The 16,942-nt window shown below is 72.9% G+C and carries 17 protein-coding genes; 7 read left to right on the top strand and 10 right to left on the bottom strand.

Annotated elements, in window-relative coordinates; all coding sequences use genetic code 11:
• Positions 1 to 248: 248 nt before the first annotated feature.
• The 4 genes from ABZX65_RS09415 to ABZX65_RS09400 all read right to left on the bottom strand — a co-directional run bounded on the left by ABZX65_RS09415 (position 249) and on the right by ABZX65_RS09400 (position 7,131).
• Positions 249 to 2,219 carry a lipid II flippase MurJ gene (locus tag ABZX65_RS09415; protein WP_355336504.1) on the bottom strand — a complete coding sequence of 657 codons (1,971 nt, stop codon included), beginning with the start codon at positions 2,217 to 2,219 and terminating at the stop codon, positions 249 to 251.
• Complete coding sequence (locus tag ABZX65_RS09410; RefSeq protein WP_355336503.1) at positions 2,216 to 3,655, bottom strand: O-antigen ligase family protein; 1,440 nt, start codon at positions 3,653 to 3,655, stop codon at positions 2,216 to 2,218. Before ABZX65_RS09410 ends, ABZX65_RS09415 begins: the two co-directional genes overlap by 4 nt.
• A 3-nt stretch (positions 3,656 to 3,658) precedes the next feature.
• Complete coding sequence (locus tag ABZX65_RS09405) at positions 3,659 to 4,999, bottom strand: exopolysaccharide biosynthesis polyprenyl glycosylphosphotransferase (RefSeq protein ID WP_355336502.1); 1,341 nt, start codon at positions 4,997 to 4,999, stop codon at positions 3,659 to 3,661.
• Between the two features lie 956 nt (positions 5,000 to 5,955).
• Complete coding sequence (locus tag ABZX65_RS09400; protein ID WP_355336501.1) at positions 5,956 to 7,131, bottom strand: glycosyltransferase; 1,176 nt, start codon at positions 7,129 to 7,131, stop codon at positions 5,956 to 5,958.
• Between the two features lie 440 nt (positions 7,132 to 7,571).
• Here ABZX65_RS09400 and ABZX65_RS09395 point away from each other — a divergent pair, with 440 nt between their 5' ends.
• From ABZX65_RS09395 to ABZX65_RS09375, 5 genes are all read left to right on the top strand, one after another.
• Positions 7,572 to 7,982, top strand: coding sequence for a rodlin (locus tag ABZX65_RS09395; protein ID WP_355336500.1), 411 nt, complete (start codon positions 7,572 to 7,574; stop codon positions 7,980 to 7,982).
• A gap of 326 nt (positions 7,983 to 8,308) precedes the next feature.
• Entirely contained in the window at positions 8,309 to 8,542 is a 234-nt protein-coding gene (locus ABZX65_RS09390; RefSeq protein WP_355336751.1) for a chaplin, read from the top strand.
• A gap of 163 nt (positions 8,543 to 8,705) precedes the next feature.
• The gene (locus ABZX65_RS09385; protein WP_355336499.1) at positions 8,706 to 9,473 is read left to right on the top strand and encodes a chaplin; all 768 of its coding nucleotides are present in this window, start codon (positions 8,706 to 8,708) and stop codon (positions 9,471 to 9,473) included.
• Positions 9,474 to 9,617: 144 nt separating this feature from the next.
• On the top strand, positions 9,618 to 9,983 hold the full coding sequence (locus tag ABZX65_RS09380; protein WP_355336498.1) for a hypothetical protein: 366 nt from the start codon (positions 9,618 to 9,620) through the stop codon (positions 9,981 to 9,983).
• Between the two features lie 155 nt (positions 9,984 to 10,138).
• A complete protein-coding gene (locus tag ABZX65_RS09375; RefSeq protein WP_355336497.1) occupies positions 10,139 to 10,549 on the top strand; it encodes a rodlin in 411 nt (136 codons plus the stop codon).
• A 99-nt stretch (positions 10,550 to 10,648) separates the two neighbouring features.
• Here the strand turns inward: ABZX65_RS09375 and ABZX65_RS09370 are convergent, their stop codons facing one another.
• The 4 genes from ABZX65_RS09370 to ABZX65_RS09355 form a co-directional block, all read right to left on the bottom strand.
• Positions 10,649 to 11,104 (bottom strand): hypothetical protein, encoded by a 456-nt coding sequence (locus tag ABZX65_RS09370; protein ID WP_355336496.1) that lies wholly within the window; start codon positions 11,102 to 11,104, stop codon positions 10,649 to 10,651.
• Positions 11,105 to 11,189: 85 nt separating this feature from the next.
• Entirely contained in the window at positions 11,190 to 11,639 is a 450-nt protein-coding gene (locus tag ABZX65_RS09365; protein WP_355336495.1) for a cupredoxin domain-containing protein, read from the bottom strand.
• A gap of 127 nt (positions 11,640 to 11,766) precedes the next feature.
• Complete coding sequence (locus tag ABZX65_RS09360; protein WP_355336494.1) at positions 11,767 to 12,609, bottom strand: ferritin-like domain-containing protein; 843 nt, start codon at positions 12,607 to 12,609, stop codon at positions 11,767 to 11,769.
• Positions 12,606 to 13,403 (bottom strand): ferritin-like domain-containing protein, encoded by a 798-nt coding sequence (locus ABZX65_RS09355; protein WP_355336493.1) that lies wholly within the window; start codon positions 13,401 to 13,403, stop codon positions 12,606 to 12,608. Before ABZX65_RS09355 ends, ABZX65_RS09360 begins: the two co-directional genes overlap by 4 nt.
• A 246-nt stretch (positions 13,404 to 13,649) precedes the next feature.
• On the opposite strand from ABZX65_RS09355, the gene ABZX65_RS09350 reads away from it, so the two are divergent.
• Positions 13,650 to 14,534, top strand: a complete 885-nt coding sequence (locus tag ABZX65_RS09350; protein WP_355336492.1) for a sigma-70 family RNA polymerase sigma factor — start codon at positions 13,650 to 13,652, stop codon at positions 14,532 to 14,534.
• A 97-nt stretch (positions 14,535 to 14,631) separates the two neighbouring features.
• Here ABZX65_RS09350 and ABZX65_RS09345 read toward each other — a convergent pair whose 3' ends face one another.
• On the bottom strand, positions 14,632 to 15,408 hold the full coding sequence (locus tag ABZX65_RS09345; protein WP_355336491.1) for an alpha/beta fold hydrolase: 777 nt from the start codon (positions 15,406 to 15,408) through the stop codon (positions 14,632 to 14,634).
• A 63-nt stretch (positions 15,409 to 15,471) separates the two neighbouring features.
• On the opposite strand from ABZX65_RS09345, the gene ABZX65_RS09340 reads away from it, so the two are divergent.
• A complete protein-coding gene (locus ABZX65_RS09340) occupies positions 15,472 to 15,888 on the top strand; it encodes a MarR family winged helix-turn-helix transcriptional regulator (protein ID WP_355336490.1) in 417 nt (138 codons plus the stop codon).
• An 82-nt stretch (positions 15,889 to 15,970) separates the two neighbouring features.
• On the opposite strand, the gene ABZX65_RS09335 is transcribed toward ABZX65_RS09340, so the two are convergent.
• Complete coding sequence (locus tag ABZX65_RS09335) at positions 15,971 to 16,750, bottom strand: hypothetical protein (RefSeq protein WP_355336489.1); 780 nt, start codon at positions 16,748 to 16,750, stop codon at positions 15,971 to 15,973.
• Positions 16,751 to 16,942: the final 192 nt, after the last annotated feature.

Here is a 16,942-nt window from a genome sequence, read left to right as displayed (position 1 = left end):
GCGCGGCGCTGTGCGCGCGGGCCCGGTCGGCGGCGCTGTCGGGCCGGGGACCTGGGACGGGTCCTGAGCCGGAGCGGGCGCCGGAGACGCGCACGGGCGACGGGCGGAACGCGGTCGTCCGCGCGGTGGTGCGTACCGAGGCCGGTCCGCTGGGGGACACGGGCGCGGATTCGGGGGCCGGGCCGGGGGACGGCCTGCGTACGGATCGGAGGACGGATTCCGGCACGGAGCCGGGCATGGCGTTCGAACTAGGCATGGGACAGCCTTCGTTTCGCTGTGGCGAGCAGGTGCGGAACCTCCGGCACCCGCACCGCGGCGGCCGCCGCGGCGAAGGTGACGGGCACGGCGATGCAGCACACCGCCGTCGCGGCCAGCGGATCGGGGATCAGGGATCCGAGGCCCCAGCCGGCGACGGTGGCCACCGCCGCGGCAAGCGTGATCCGGCCTACGCCGGTGAGGAGTTGGCGTGCGCCGATCGCGATGGTGTGCGCCGCGAGGCCGCGGACCAGCAGTCCGGCGGTCACGATGATCCCGGCGGCGTTGCCCGCCGCGATGCCGTACGCGCCCCACGCGCCGACCGTCGCCGCGTCGGCGCCGATCGTGACGAGCAGGCCCGCGGACATGGCGGCGGCCGGGTACCAGGTCGGCCGGGCGGCCGAGAAGTACGGCCTGATGAGCGCGCCCACCAGGCTCTGGCCGAGCAGCCCGAGCGCGTACACCCGCATCACGGCGGCCGTCGCCGCGGTGTCGGAGGCGTCGAACGCGCCGCGCTGGAAGAGCACCTGGATGATCTGCGGGGCGCAGCCGATGATGAAGGCGGTGCCGAGCAGCACCACGACGCACACCACCGTCAGGTCGCGCTGCACCTGCCGTCTGGCCCGCTCCCGGTCGCCGCGGGCGAGCGCCTGCGAGACGACGGGGAAGGTGACCGTGCAGATCATCACCGACAGCACCATCGGCATCTGCGCCACTTTCTGCGCGTAGTTGAGGTGCGAGATCGCGCCCGACGGCAGGGGCGCGGCGAAGAACCGCTCGATCAGCACCTGGGCCTGGCGGCTGACGGTGAAGAAGATGACGGGCGCGACCAGGGCGAGGCCGAGGCGGGACGCCTTGGGCCGCGTGGGGAGTTGGGGGCCGGTCCGGACGCGCGGGGCCCGGTGGGAGCGGGCTCCGGCGCTCGCTCGGCCGCCTGCCGGGGCGGATTCGCGTGTCAGGGACGGCGCTTCGGGCCCGGACCGGCCCGCGTTCCTCAACTGCCCTTCTCGCTGCGGCTGTTCGGGAATGGCCGCGGTCTTCGCCGGTACGGTCCGCCGCCCGGCGCGCAACTCGGCCAGAAACGCGGGCAGTTGGATGAGCACCATCAGCAGGCCGCCGACCGCGACACCGGCCGCTGCGGCCCGCGCGCCCAAGCGGGCGTGCAGCGCGAACAGCGTGCCGATGATGCCGACGTTGTACGCCACGTAGATCGCGGCGGGCGGCAGGAAGCGGCGGTGGGCGCGCAGCGCGGCGCTCAGGTACCCGGCGAGGCCGAAGGTGAAGACCGTCACGGCGGTCAGCCGCGTGCAGTCCACCGCGAGGCGGTGGTCGGTCAGTCCGGGCGCGAGCACGTCGACCACGAGCGGCGCGGCCACCGCGATGGCGGCTCCGACGGCGGCCAGCAGCAGCGTCAGCCGCGGCAAAGTGGCGGCCAGCAGGGCCCGTACGGGATCGCCCGTCCGCGCCGCCCGGCCGTCGGCCGCCCTTCCGTCCGCCCGCCTGCTGAGGGCGGCGGCGAAGGCCGGTACGAGCAGCAGCGCCATCGCGTCCTCGATCAGGACGGTCGCCGCCAGCTCCGGGACCGTCCACGACACGAGGAACGCGTCGCTGGCCGCCCCGGCTCCGAAGAGGTGGGCGATGGCCTGGTCGCGCACCAGCCCCAGCACGGAACCGGCCACCGACAGCACGGCGGTGACCAGGGCGGCCCGCGCGAGCCCCTTCGACCCCCGGTCGCCCCCGGAACCGGAACCGGAACCGGAGCCGGAACCGGAGCCGGAGCCGGGACCGGAACCGGAGCTCGGGCCGGATTCGACGCTGGTGTCGACACCGCTTCTGGCGCCGCTTCCGGTGCCGGTGCCGCTTCCGTTGCCGTTGCCGTCGCCAGGAGCCGGGTCCGGGACCCGGAGCGTACGGCCGGTCGGCGCGTCGTCCTCGTGGGCGGCGGTCGCCGCACTCGCGGTCATCGGCGGCGGCCGTCCGTGGCATCGGCGCCGAGGTCCGCGTCGGCAGCGGCGTCCGCCGCGGGCGACAGCGCCCACCAGGCCGTCAGGCCGAGCAGCACCGCGGTCAGCACGGTGGAGGGCCCGCCGATGTCCGCGTAGAGGAAGTCGACGCACTGCCAGATCAGCAGCCCGACGGCGGCCAGTCCGCTCGCGGCGGCGCCCGGTGCGCGGTTGCCCGCGCGGCGGGCGCGCAGCAGACGGTCGGTGCCGCGGGTGAGGAAGGCGGCCCAGCCGCCGACGAGGAGAGCGAAGCCGATCAGACCCTGCTCGCTGAGCGCGAGCAGATACATGTTGTGCGGCGACAGCAGCGGTTCACGGGTGAAGCGCTGCCCGGCCCCCGCCGTGTCGCTGCCCGACGACAGCGCGAGCGAGGCGTGCCCGTCGCGCTCGTCGGGGAAGCGCTTGAGGCCGACGCCGGTCGCCGGGTGCTGGCGCCACATGCTGACGGCGGCGGCCCACAGCGTGTACCGGTCGGTGACCGAGGGGTCCGGGTCCGCGGTGACCTGCGTGATGCTGCTGACCCGCTGCCCGATCATCTGCGAGCCCACGCCGAGCCCGCCGACCAACAGCACGGCGGAGGCGGTCAGTACGCCGAAGACGCGCAGCGCCTGACGCCGCCCCGACAGCACGATCATCGCCGCGCACGTGACGGCCGTGGCGATCCACGTACCGCGGCTGAAGGACACCGCCAGCGGTACGAGCAGCGCCGCCGCGCAGGCCAGCGCGGCGGGGCGCAGCCAGCGGGGCGCTCCCGCCGCGGCCGGTACGAGCGCGCAGCCGGTGGCGATGACCAGGCCGTACGCGACGACCGTCGCCATCCCCATGATGTCCGAGGGGCCGAAGGTGCCGACCGCCCTGATGTCCTCGCCCATGTAGGAGGCGCCGGTCGCGGTCGCGTACTGCCACACGCCGATCGCGCCCTGGACGAGGGCGACCGCGACGACGGCTCCCGCCACCACCGCGAAGTCCCGCCGGTCGCGCAGCAGCAGCACCAGCGAGGCGGGCACCAGGACGAACACCTGGGCGTAGCGCAGGAATCCGGCGAGTCCGGCCGCCGGGTCGACCGAGGTCATCGCGGACAGCGCGAAGCCGACGACGGGCGCGCCCAGCACCACCGCGGCGGTCGCGGTCAGCGGCCGTGCCCGGTCGCGCAGCAGCCGTACGGCGACGGTCAGGATGAGTACGGCGGAGGCGGCGTCGGCCGGGGTGACCTTGCCCGAGGTGCTGACGTCGCCCGTGCTGACCGGCGCCGCGAGCAGCAGCACGGTCGCCAGGGCGGGCAACAGCGGTGCCAGCCAGCGGTATCGGGCGAGGCCCGGGGGGATACGAGGGGCGGGTTCGGCTCGGTGCGCGGGCGCCGTGTTTCGCGCGGGCGCGGGCGTGGCGATCGTGGCCATGATTCAGCTCCCACCGAACCGGAAGAGCGAAGTCGCCGTGCGGGCGAGGATTCTGACGTCCTGCCAGAGCGACCAGCTGTCGATGTAGTGGTTGTCGAACCGCGCGCGGTCGGCGATCGAGGTGTCGCCGCGCAGCCCGTGCACCTGGGCGAGCCCGGTGATGCCGACCGGCATCCGGTGCCGGTCCTGGTAGCCGGGGTGGGTCTGGCTGAACTGCTCGACGAAATACGGGCGTTCGGGGCGCGGACCGACCAGGCTCATGTCGCCGCGCAGCACGTTCCAGAACTGCGGCAGCTCGTCGAGCGAGGTGCGCCGCAGCAGTCGGCCGACCGGGCTCACCCTGCGGTCGTGCGCGATGCTCCAGCGCGTCGCGGACTCGCCGGGGTCGGCCGGCCGCAGCGTACGGAACTTCAGGAGCGTGAACGGGCGTCCGCCCAGGCCGATGCGCTCCTGCCGGAACAGCACACCGGGGCCGTCGGTCAGCCGTACCGCGAGGCCGCAGCCCGCGAGGACCGGCGCGAGCGCCAGCAGGGCGGCCGAGGCGAGCACGATGTCGAGGGCGCGCTTGCCCCAACGGCCGGGCGGCGCGGGCGGATACGGGTCGAGGCGGCGGCACGCGAAGCCCCACAGGTGGCCGGGGGCCGCCTGGCCGCCGCCGGGGCCGGGACCCGCGGTGACCTGCCACACGCAGGCGCCCTGCGCGGCCAGCAGCCGTACCGTCGCGGTCGTACGCGCGTCGAGCGGCTGCGGTCCCGCGACGACCGCGTACCGCACCGAGTTCTGGATCACCGCGCGCGTGATGTCGCCGTGGCCGGTCAGCACCGGCAGCGGGAAGTCGTCGGGCGCGGTGCCGTGTCCGGGCCCCGGGCCCTGCTCTTGCCCCGGCACCTGGCCGGTGGCCGCGATGCCCACCGGGTGCATCCCGTACTCGGGATGCGCGTGCAGCACGGCGGCGACCTCGCGTACGGACCCGTCGCCGCCCACGATCAGCGTCGATCCGGGGTGCAGCCGCGCGTACCGGCGCCGCGCGCCGTGCACGACCCCGCGCAGCACCCACTGGCCGAGCACGGTCAGCACGAGCGCCGTCAGCAACTCGCCCCATCCGAGGGCGCTTTCGGGCGCGGTCGCCGCGGCCGTCACGGCCACCAGGCCCCACGCCAGCGTCGCGCACAGCGCCAGCGCCGGGACCTCGTCCGACGCCGTCGGCGCGAACCCCGGCCGGTACAGCCGCGCCCTGCGCAGCGCCGGGACCAGGCACCCGAGCAGCGGCGCCAGCAGCAGCGGCCCCACATCCGCCCGCACCGCGAACGCGCCCATCAGCGCCGCCGCGCAGTCCGCCGCCACCAGCGGCCCCGCCACCCGCTGCCGAAACGCCCGATGTCGCGGTCGGGACACCGTCGCGGGCGTCTGCCGCGGTGCCGACGCGGGCGTCTGCCGCGACGCCAACACGGGAGCCCGCCCTCCGCCGTCACCGCCCTGCCCCACGACCACCCCGAGCACCCGCCCGGCCGAGGACGCCTCAGCCGCCTGCCCGTTGCCCCGCCCGGCTGAGCCGGTCCCGGGCCCCGTATCCAGCGCGACACCGACCCCCCGGTCGACGGCCCGCCCGGGCGCCGGGCCCGCAGCGGCTTCCGGCTCCTGGCCGCGCGTGACGGCGCGGGGGCGTTCCGGGGCGCGGGTGGCAGTCGCGGGGGTCGTGGACTCGGGGCGTGGGCCGAGGGTGAAGCGGAGGCTGCGGTCGCCGCCCCACCTCGGGGGCGTGCTGGACGCGGTGTCGGAGGCCGGGGCGAGCGCGAAGCTGAGCCTGCGGCCGGCGGCGCGCGCGGGCGCCGGTTCGGGCCCGCCCCCTTGGGCGCGGTCACCGCCCTGGCCGGGCGTCGCCGTGGTGTTCTCCGCAGCCTGGCCGACGACGCCTAGCACGCGCTCGCCACGGCCCCCGCTCGCGGGCGCGCGGTCGGCCGTACGGGCCCCGGGTGCGGCTGCACGGTCGGCCGTACGGGCCCCGGGTGCGGGTGCGCGGTCGGCGGGGCGGCTTCCCGACGCGGGCGCGCGGTCGGGCGTACCGCCTCCGGACGTGGGTTCGCGGTCGGGCGTACGGCCTCCGGACGTGGGTTCGCGGTCGGCCGTACGGGCCCCCGGTGTGGCTGCACGGCCTCCGGACGTGGGCGCGCGGTCGGGCGTACTGCCTCCGCGGTCGGGCGTACGGCCCCCCGGCGCGGGTGCGCGGTCGGCGGGGCGGCCTCCTGAGGGGAGGGGGCGGCCGGTGGGGGTGGGCGGCGGCACGCGCGCGCTCTCCCACGTCATCGGGTGACCCTCTCGGTGGGGCGGCCCGGCTGGGGCAGCGCGAGGACGTCGCGGTAGAGGTCGGCGACGGCGGCAGCGGTTCTTCGTACGTCGTGCCGTTCGCGGACGTGCGCGAGCGCGCGGCGACCGGCGTCGCCGCGCCGTACCGGATCGGTGAGGAGCCTCAGCAAGGCGTCGGCGAGGGCGCGTTCGTCCTCGACCGGGACGACGGAACCGGCGGCGTCGGCGGGCGGCACGCTCTCGCGGGCGCCGCTGACGTCGGTCTGGACGACCGGCCGTCCGCAGGCCATCGCCTCCAGGGGCGCGAGCGCCATCCCCTCCCAGCGGGACGGCAGGACGACGACGTCGGCCGCGCGGTACCAGGGCGCGGTGTCCACAGTGCTCCCGGCGAACAGCACACCGGGCGGCGCGTCCCGCAGCAGCGGCCGCAGCGCGGGGCCTTCGCCGACGAGCACGAGACGGGCGTCCGGCAGCCGCTCGCTGACCCGGGGCCACGCCCTGAGCAGCACGTCCTGGCCCTTCTGCGTGCAGAGCCTGCCGACGCACACGACCAGCGGGGTGTCGGGCCCGAGGTCCGACAGCGCGGGCAGCGCGGCCCGCGCCGAACCGACGTCCGCCGTGGGCGTGAAGTGCGTGAGATCCACGCCGTTCGGCACGACCGCCCACGTACCCCGTACCCCCGCGTCCTGTCCCGCGCGCCGCTCCGCGTCGCTGACGCACAGCACCCGGTCGGCCCAGCGGGCGGCGTACCGCTCCCAGCGCAGCGCGGCCCGCGCGGTCGGTCCCGTGACGGCGTCGAACGACCAGGCGTGCGGCTGGAAGACGGTCGGCAGGCCGCCGCGTACGGCCAGTCGTACCGCGAGCCCGGCCTTGGCGCTGTGGACGTGCAGCAGGTCGGGGCGGACGGCGCGGATCAGCCGGGCGACGGTACGGATCTCGCGCGGCAGGCCGGGCCCCGGCGAGCGGCCGGCCGGCCACCGTACGACGTGGCCGCCGGCCGCCGTGACGGCTTCGGGGAGCGCGCCGTGCGGCGGACAGGCCACCACCGCGCGCGTACCGCCGTCGAGCTGGGCCCGGACCAGGTCCGTGACGACGCGGGCGACTCCGCCCTCGACGGGCTGGGTCACATGGAGCACCGTCAGCCCGGCGAGTTCGTACTGGTGTTGCGGCATCGCGCGCCGTCTCTCTGTCCGTGACCATCTCCGTGACCGTCTCCGGTGGACCGACCGGGGCCGAGGAGAAGCCGATGGGTTTGCTGCGTGTCATGTGCGCGCCCGCGCGTTCGAGCGGGCTGCGTGGAGTCAACGAATCCCGTGCCTGTCAGGTAATCCTCGTGAAACAGGAATGCACGGTCGCAGACCTCGGCGCACGATTCACGTAAGGCGCGCGGCCCGCCGAGCAGGACGAATGTCTTATGACGATCACATGACCGGTATTGACGAGACGTCAACCCACGTCACCGCCGTCACCCTTCCGATACGCCCTGGCGCCCGGCCTCCGGGGGTTCTATCCATTCGGGTGAAACATCATTACTAATCGCCTGGGAGCCGGTTGGTCAGTGCGACCCATGTAGACCCATGTACAGGGCAATCTCACCCAAGAAGGACCAACCGTGATCAAGAAGTTCCTCGCCACGGCCGCCGTCGCCGTCTCCATCGCGGGCGTCTCGGCGTCGGTGGCCCCCTCCGCGATGGCCATCGGTGACGACCACGGAACCACCACCGCCAACGGCAACGGTTCCGAGCAGAGCTACGGCAACACGTACACCAGCGGTTACATGAGCCCGTCGTTCGCGCTGGTCCAGGGCTCGCTCAACAAGCCCTGCCTCGCGCTGCCGCTCAAGGGCAACGTCGGCTCGCTGGTCGGCGTCGTGCCGGTCACCGTCCAGGACATCAACGTCCTGTCGTCGCCGCAGAACCAGCAGTGCACCGAGAACTCCACCCAGGCCAAGGGCGACGAGCCGCTGTCGCACATCCTGGACAACATCCCGGTGCTGTCCGGCAACGGTGCCGCCAACCACTGAGCCATTCCCCTGGCTCCGTACGGCCCCGGCCGTCGACTTTCCGTCGACGGCCGGGGCCGTACGCGTTTTCCGCGCCGGGATTCTGCTCCGGGTTTCCGTCCCGCGCCTTCCGTCCCGCGCCTTCCGCCTCGGGGTTTCCGCTCCGGGCGGAAAAAGCCGAGCCATTCGAGTGGATGATGGAAGGCGCCGCACGCTGGGGAGTTGCTTACGGTCGGCACCCGTCGTTAGCCCGGTCGGTAGTGGTGTTCACGGACGCGGATTTCCTGTGTCCGGCCCGTACGAAGGACGTGCTGGTGCCAGACACCGCTCCGGAAAGGGAGCTCAACGTGAAGTACTCGAAGGTCGCGGCGGTCGCTGCCGGAACGCTCATGGCTGTGGGTGTCGCGGCCCCCGCGTTCGCCGACTCCGACGCCAGTGGCATCACCTCGCACTCCCCGGGCGTCCTGTCCGGCAACAGCATCCAGGTGCCGATTCACATCCCCGTGAACGTGTGCGGCAACACCGTCAACGTCATCGGTCTGCTGAACCCCGCGTTCGGCAACACCTGCGTCAACAAGTGACGAAGTGAAGTGACGTCGTCCTGTCAGGCCGTCAGGTTCTGATCCCGGACCGCCCCGGAGCGTGTGCGTCGCGCTCCGGGGCGGTCCGTCTTACGGGATGGGCACGGGACGGCCGCGGGACGTATTCGGCGCAGCCGAAGAACCGAGCGGAGAAAAGAAGTCGATGCGACACATCTTGAGCCGGAGCCTGCTCACCGTCGCCGCCGCCAGCAGCATCCTCGCGGCCACCGGGGGGTACGCGAACGCGGATTCCGACGCGCAGGGCGGTGCGTCCAACTCACCCGGCCTGCTGTCGGGCAACAGCGTCGAGGCACCGGTCGACGTCCCGCTGAACGCGTGCGGGAACAGCGTGAACGTCGTGGGAGCCGACAACGCCGCGCTGGGCAACCACTGCTCCAACGAATCGCATTCCCACCACCACACCGCTCCCGGCGCCCCCTCCTCCGCCCATTCGTCGGGCACCCAGGGCTCCGCGGGCGTGGCCTCAGGGAACTCGGTGCAAATTCCGGTCGACGTTCCGCTCAATGTGTGCGGAAACACCGTGGACCCCCTGGCGCTGCTGAATGCGGTGTCCGGGAATTCCTGCGACAACGACGGCACGGGCGCGCACGCGGTCACCGGCACCGACACCAGTTCGGTGCACACCGATCCGACGGTCGACGTCCGGAGGCTTCCGCCGGCTCCCGAGCCGAACCACGCGGTCCCCGCCGTCCTGGACGGGGTTGACCAGCAGTCGCTCGCCGAGACCGGCGTCGCCGGCGGCGAGTTCGGGGCGGCCGGGGCGACCAGCGCCGCGCTGCTGCTCGGCGGCGCCATGCTCTACCGCCGCGGGCGCGGACCGCGGGTCGCGCACGCCGCCGCCCACGGCGCGCACGCCGCGTCGGGCGCCCACGCGGCCTCCATGGCCCGTATTCGCCGCACGTATTCGTAACCCTGGGCAACGGAATTAATACGAGAATTGGGCGAGGCGGCTCTCACGTTCGGGTGATTGTCGAGAGGCCGGTTTACTCCTCGTTTCCGTTGCTATCCGCGGTCGTTGACCATGCCGACAGACACCGGCACTGAAAGGGTGGCAATGAAGTACTCGAAGGTCGCAGCAGTCGTGGCCGGATCGATGATGGCGGTCGGCGTCGCCGCGCCTGCCTTCGCCGACGGTATGACGGCGCCCGAGATGCCCACCGCGGCCACGATGCCCACCAGCATCAACGGCGGTGTCGAGCAGGCCCTGAACGAGCAGCCGCTGCAGCAGCTCAGTGACGGCCTCAAGGTCGACTCCGCGCTCCGGACGGTCAGCGCCGCCGCCGACCGCCTGCGCGGTGAGACCTCGACCGACGCGCTCCTCGGCCAGGCCACCTCCGCCACCAAGGATGCCGCCACCTCCACCGTGACCGGTGCGGTGCCCGGTGCCTCGCTGCTGGGCGGACTCCCGCTCGGCCGCTGACCCGGCCCCGCCTCCCCCACCTGCCGCGCGTCGGCTTCGGCCATCCTCGCGGCAGCACTCCGCCATCGGAGTGAATCGCCGGAACCAAACCCCACGTGAGCGGTTGATCAGATCGCTCCAGAACCGTGCAATCGAGCACCAAAAAGGGATTTCAGATGATCAAGAAGATGCTGGCCGGCGCTGCGCTCGCCGCCTCGGTTGTTGCTGTCGGCGTCACCGCCGCCCCGCAGGCCATGGCCCTCGGCGACGACCAGGGCACGACCACGGTGAACGGCAACGGCGCCGAGCAGAGCTACGGCAACACCCACACCGGCGGCACCCAGAGCCCGCAGATCGGCCTCGTCCAGGGCACCCTGAACAAGCCCTGCCTCGGCGTCCCGGTCAAGGCCAACGTCGGCTCCCTCGTGGGCCTCGTGCCGGTCACGGTCCAGGACATCAACGTCCTGGCCTCCCCGCAGAACCAGCAGTGCGCCGAGAACAGCAGCCAGATCAAGGGTGACGAGCCCGCCTCGCACATCCTGGACCAGATCCCGGTCCTGTCCGGCAACGGCGTGCACAACGGCTGATCCGCCCCCCACGGCTGATCTGCTCCACCGCACCGCACAGCGAACTGCCCGACCCGGCCGCACCGGCCGGATCGGGCAGTTCGTCGTTGGGAGGTGTTCCTAGCGCAGCGTGGACGCGTCGCGGCGGCGGGTGACGCGGGTGACGTACCAGTGGATGAGCAGGCCGGTCGCCATGACGATCGTGACGATCTGGGACCACACGGCGAGCTTCTTGTCGTAGAACCAGACCGGCTCGTACATGTTGGGGAACGGGCCGTGCGCGCCGACGTCCACATAGCGGTAGAGCATCAGGGCGAAGAGGCCGCCCGCGGCGACCAGCCAGGCCAGGGCGGCGCTGAGCGGGCGGCGCCAGACCAGGATGAGCAGGGCCGCGAACGACGCCATGCCCGCCTCGATCCGGAAGAGCGTGCCCTGGCTGATGTCGGCGGACACCGCGTCGTACTGGTCGGCGAGCTTGGCGTGCACATAGGCGTCCACGGCGAGCCCGGCGGCGGCGACGAGGCGTGCCGCCAGGTCGAGCGCTCGGCCGGTGGAGCTGACCCCGGCTGACGGCATGACGGATCCTCGTTTCCTCGTACGGCGCGTACCGGTCGTACGGCCACGGTGGGGGGAGCGGAACGCGCGGTGATCCGACGGCGCGTCAGTTCACGGTGAGCGTGCCCTTCATGAACTGGTGGATCGTGCAGATGTAGTCGTACGTGCCCTTGGCCGAGGGGGCCTTGAAGGTCACCGTCTTGCCCGGCGCGATGTCGTTGGTGTTGAACTGGCCGCTCTTGACCGAGGTGACCGTGTGCGCCGTCGAGTCCTTGTTGGTGACCGTCACGGTGGCGCCGGCCGCGACCGTCAGCGACGCGGGCGTGAAGGCGAAGTTCTGGATGACGATGGTGTCCGCGCCACCGCCGCTGGAGGCCGACGCGGAACTCGACGCGGAACTCGACGCGGACGAGGACGCCGACGTGGCAGCCGCCGACGTACTCGTACCGCTACCGCCGCTCGAACCCGAGCTGGAGCAACCGGTCAGGGCCAGCGCGGCGCAGGCGGCGGCCAGCAACGGCGCACGGCGTACGCGTACGGGGACGCGCGAAGGCACGCGTACGGGGACGGGAGCGGTGCGTGCGTGGAGCCGGGTGGCGATCAACTCGGGCTTTTCCCTTCGGAATTCGGGCGAGGCACGGGACGGCCCGTGTGGGGGTGCGGGCCGTCCCGTACAGGTGGGGTCAGACGGTGAGCAGGGTCGGGCTGGCCGCCTTGTCCACGGGCAGGAAGTCGTCGGGGACCGGGTACTGGCCCAGGACGAAGTTGAGGATCGCGGCGTGCTGCGCCTCGACCGGCGCGATGGTGGCGGCGGTCGCGATCCCGGCGGGGCTGGTGACGTTGTAGGTCGCGAAGAGATACGTCTGCGCGGCCTGGTCCTCCAGTTGCAGGGCCAGCTTGGCGACGGCGCCGTAGGTCTTCGCCTCGCCGAGCGCCTTGAGGGTGGCGGCCTGGTTGGACAGCGGCACATTGGTGATGGCGGGCTTGCCCGCACCCGTGAGTACCGCGTTCCACGCCTTCGCGTGGTCCGCGTGCTGAGCCATCGCGGTCGTCACGAAGGTGGCGACGGCCGGCGGCACCGTACCGAGCTTGCCCGCCTTGGCCGCCTCCAGCGTCGCCTTGTAGGCGCCGACGGCCTGGTTCTCCAGCGCCGTCGCCAGCGCGACGACCTTCAGGTCACCGGTGTACTGGCTGCTCCCGGACGCCGACGCCGAGGCGGTCGGCGAGCCGCCGGGCGCACCGGTCGCGGAGTCCGCGGAGGTCTTCTTGTCGCTGCTGGAGCACGCCGCGAGCGCGAACGCCGCCGCCACCCCGCCGGCGCCGAGCAGGAAACGCCGCCGGGAGGCGTCGGCCACCCCGCCGCGCCGGTCGCTTTGTGCCTTGTCGCGCTGTTCCGCTGCGAGGTCCGCGGCCGCCGCACGCATCGCGGGCAGCGTGTCGCGGTGGGCCTCTTCCATGTCCTGGGTGAGACGGGCGAGCTCGCGCTCGCTGATCTGCAGCTCCCAGCCGTCGCGTGCGGTGGTCACTTCACGGCCCCCTCAGAGATCGGTGAAGCGTTCTTGGTCGGGTAGAAGGCGTTGGGGAAGCCGACGCTGCCTGCCGCGGCGGGCAGCTTGGCGACGTCCGTCGGGATGGCGATCAGGTCGCCCATGTTCCCGGCGAGCAGCGCCTGTACGGCCAGCAGCGTCGCGCGGTGCTGGGCCTCGACGGGCGCGACGGAGGCGAAGAGCTTGCGCAGGTCGCCGTTGCTGACCTGGCTGACGTTCTTCGTGTACGTCTGGGCCGCGACGTCCTCCAGCGTGATCGCCAGCTTCACGACGTCCGCGGGGGTCTTGATCGACGGCAGCGCCTGCTTGACCACGGCCGCGTACTTCGGGTCCGGCTGGTCCTGCGCCTTGCCGCCCGCCTGGGTGGCGGCGGAGTTGAACGCCTTCGCGTGCGCCTGGTGCTGCGTGGTCGTCTTGGCGATGAACGCCGCGATCGTCTTGTTGCCGTCCTTGATGAACGGCAGTCCCGCGGCCGTCTGGTAGACGCTGATCGCCAGGTTCTCGATCGACGCCGCCGTCTGCAGCGCCATGATGTCGTCGCTGGAGGAGGCCGCGGCGACCCGCGAGGTGTGCAGCAGAGCGGCGGCGCCCGCCACTCCGGCGACCGCTCCGCCGCGGTGCCACCAGCGGCGCGAGGACGCCGGCGCGGGCTGTGCCGCCGCGCGGAAGTCGTCCAGCGCGCTCGCGGTGATCCGCAAGGCGTCACTGTTCAGGTCTTGTGACTGCTCCGTCAGTTCTTCGAGCAGCCGGGTGTCGATGCGCTCTACGCCCATCACGCCCCATCTCTCACGGTGCCCGCTCTTGTGAGGGCACTCCTGCGACAGGTTCGTGGCGGCGGCTCATCCGGATTGGTCCCGTCCTCCGTACGGGCACCGAGACCACTCTTCCGGGTGACGGCAGGGGGCCGTTCCGCCCAGTAAAAGCGTCTGTACGGTGCGTGGCGGTACCGCCAGGTGTCACATCGGGCCCGTCCGGCGGGTCACTGCCACGACGACGAGGTGACGGAGGTGGGTGGCCCGATGGACGAGCACGAGTTCCTGGCGGCGCGTTTCGAGGAGCAGCGCGGCCGGTTGCGCGCGGTGGCGTACCGGGTGCTCGGCTCCACCGGCGAGGCGGACGACGCGGTGCAGGAGACCTGGCTGCGGCTGAGCAGGATCGACGCCGACGAGGTCGACAATCTCGCCGGGTGGCTGACCACGGTGGTGGCCCGGGTGTCGCTGAGCATGCTGCGCTCGCGCGGCAGCCGCCGCGAGGAGCCGCTGGAGACGCCCTCGGGAGGCCCGGTCACGCGCGCCGCCGCGGCCGAGGACACCGACCCGGAGCAGCAGGCGCTGCTCGCCGATTCGGTCGGGCTCGCCCTGCTCGTCGTCCTCGACACGCTCGGTCCCGCGGAACGGCTCGCCTTCGTCCTGCACGACATGTTCGCCGTTCCCTTCGACGAGATCGCGCCGATCGTGGAGCGCTCGCCCGCGGCCACCCGTCAGCTCGCCAGTCGCGCCCGGCGCCGGGTGCAGGGGGTCGCCGTCGTCGACGAGGAGCGCTCCGCGGTACGGCGCCGCGCCGTGGTCGACGCCTTCCTCGCGGCCTCCCGCGGCGGGGACTTCGAGGCGCTCCTCGAACTCCTCGACCCCGATGTCGTGCTCCGGGCCGATCCCGCCGCCGCCCTCTCCGGCGCCACCTCCGTCCGCGGCGCCGCCGCCGTCGCCACCACCTTCCTCACCCGGGCCAAGGGGGCTCGCCGCGTCCTCGTCGACGGGGTCCCCCAGCTCGCCTGGATCCACGACGGCCGGGCCCGCGCCGTCTTCGCCCTCACCGTCAGCCCATCCGGGCGCGTCGCCGAAATTCACGTCCTCGCGGACGAGGCCCGCCTCTCGCTCCTGCGGGTCGTCGTCGTGGACGAGTGACCCTCCCCCGCGCCGCGAGGACGGTTCCTCTGCCGTGGGGGTTCGCCGATGGTTTTGGGGCGCGGCCCCGGGCGGTTCTTCTGCCGGGTGCCGGGTCCTAGCGGGCGCGGTAGGCGTCGATCGCCGCGAAGGTCGCCTCCGGCTGCTCGATCTGCGGGAGGTGGCCCGCCTTCGGGACGACCTCGAAGCGCGCGTCGGCGAAGGCGGCGGCGTACGCGGCCCCGTACCCCGGTGTGAAGACGCGGTCGCTCTCGCCCCAGAGGACGAGGGTCGGGACGCGGACGTCGGCGAGCCGTTCGCGCAGGCCGGGCGTGTGCATGTACGGGTCGCCCGCGATGATCCGCATGGTGGCCATGTTCGCCTGGCGCGCGGCCAGTTGACCGGCCGGGAGGGTGGCGGGGTCCACGAAGAAGCGGTCGGGGTCGTGGAAGGAGCGCTCGGCCACGCCCCGCGCGTCGAGCGCGAAGAAGTCCGTCATCGGCTCGCCCTCGACCAGCACTCCGGCCGCGTCGATCAGGACGAGCCCGGTGATCAGGCCCGCGCCGTCCCGTACCGCCATCTCGGCCGCGATCCAGCCGCCGAGCGAGGAGCCGATCACCAGGACGTCACGCAGCCCGCGCTCCCGAAGCAGCTCCAGGTACGCCACGGCGAGGTCGTCCACACCGTCGTACGCCTCGGGCCGGGGCGTGCCGTCCCAGCCGGGGAGGGTCGGGGTGAGGACACGCGCGGTACGGGCGAGGTGGGCGCCGAGGCCCGCGACGGTGAAGGGGCCTCCGCCGCCGTGCAGCAGCAGTACGGGGCGGGCGGTGGCGGCATCGGTCTCCGCGTCGGCGGGGCCGGTCTCGGCAACGGTGAGCTGCGATGGGGTCGTCATACCGTCGACTGTAACTAAGGATATTTATATAAGCAAGCTTAGTCGGAGTGTTAGGCTGTGCCCATGCCCGTTGAACTCCAGCTCCTCGGACGAGCCGTCAAGCAGGCGCAGTACCGCCAGCACCGCGCCCTCGACAGTCGCCTGGCCACCGTCGGCACCACCCTCGCCCAGTGGGACGCCCTGCGCGCCGTCGCCCGCACGCCCGGCGCCTCGGCCCGCGACCTCGCCGCCGCGACCTTCCAGACCGAGCAGTCCTTCGGCACTCTCGCCACCCGCCTCGCCGACCGCCACCTCATCGACCGCCGCCCCGGCCGTGGTCGCCGCATCGAACACCACCTCACCCCCGCCGGCGAAGCCCTCCTCTCCGCCGGCCACCGCATCGCCGACGACGTCCTCTCCTCCGCCTTCTCCGCCCTCGACGACACCGAACGCGCCACCCTCCTCGCCCTGTTGCGCCGCATCGGCGAAGAACCGACGTGAGCCCGTGACCCTGTTACGGGTCACGGGCTCACAAGGCGCGGTCGCGTGGCGTCAACGACCCCTGCGGGTCAGTCCAGTTCGGTCAGTCCAGTTCGGTCAGCCGGGTCAGGGTGTAGCCGGCGATGCCCTGGCCGGCGGCGATCGCGTCGTCGTCCTTGACGCCCGCGGTGCCGTTGTTGGGACCGGCGATCGTCGTGTAGAGGTAGCGGTCGTGGACGGCGTGGGTCACCGCGCACGCGACCTTCTCGCAGAAGTTCGGGATACCCGACTTGTTGGTGAGCGGGATCAGTTCGCCCTTGAAGGCGCTGTTCACCGCGTTCGCCTCCTTGGCGCTGGGGAAGACCATCACGCCGACGGTCACCGACGACTTCGCCGAGGTGTAGGTGGCGAGCACGACCTGGGCGCACTTGTTCGGCCCGAGCGTCGGCCCGAGACCGCTGCGGGTGGCCTTCCAGCACGGCGCTTCGTGGCTGGTGGTCTTGCGCGTGAAGGTCTGGCCGTTGACCCGCGTGGACGTGTCGGAGAAGAGGTCCTTGCCCTGCATCGTGGGCGTCGAGGTGGCGCTCGGTGATCCGCTCGGTGATCCACTCGGCGATCCGGTCGGTTCCGTGCTCGGCGAATCGCTGGCGACATCGCTCGGCTGGACGGCCGGCGCGGTCGTCTGCTTGTCCTTGTCGTCCTTGGCGACGGTGTCGCCGTCCTTCTTGGACCCGCCCATCAGGAACAGCGCGGCGCCGCCCGCCAGCGCGAGGACCACGACGGCGGAGACAGCGATGATCAGCATCCGCTTCTTGCGCGCCCGCTGCTCGGCGACGTGCTGGTCCGCGAGCGCCGACCAGTCGGGCTCGTTGGGGTTGGGCACATACGGCTGCGGATGCGGGATCTGCGGAACCCCGGGCCTGATCTCGTACGGAGAGCCCTGATGGACCGGCTGCGAGAACTGGGTCGGGGGGAAGCCGTAGCCCGGTTGTGCCGGTTGTGCCGGTCGCGCCGGTTGCGTCCGCTGCGCCGGTTGTACGGGCGGTGTCTGCCGCGCAGGTGGCGTCTGCTGCTG

The organism is Streptomyces sp. NPDC003300 (genome assembly GCF_040610915.1).
Classification (GTDB): domain Bacteria; phylum Actinomycetota; class Actinomycetes; order Streptomycetales; family Streptomycetaceae; genus Actinacidiphila.
Note: the sequence above shows the minus strand (reverse complement) of the source record. Positions and strands in the feature narration are given on the sequence as shown.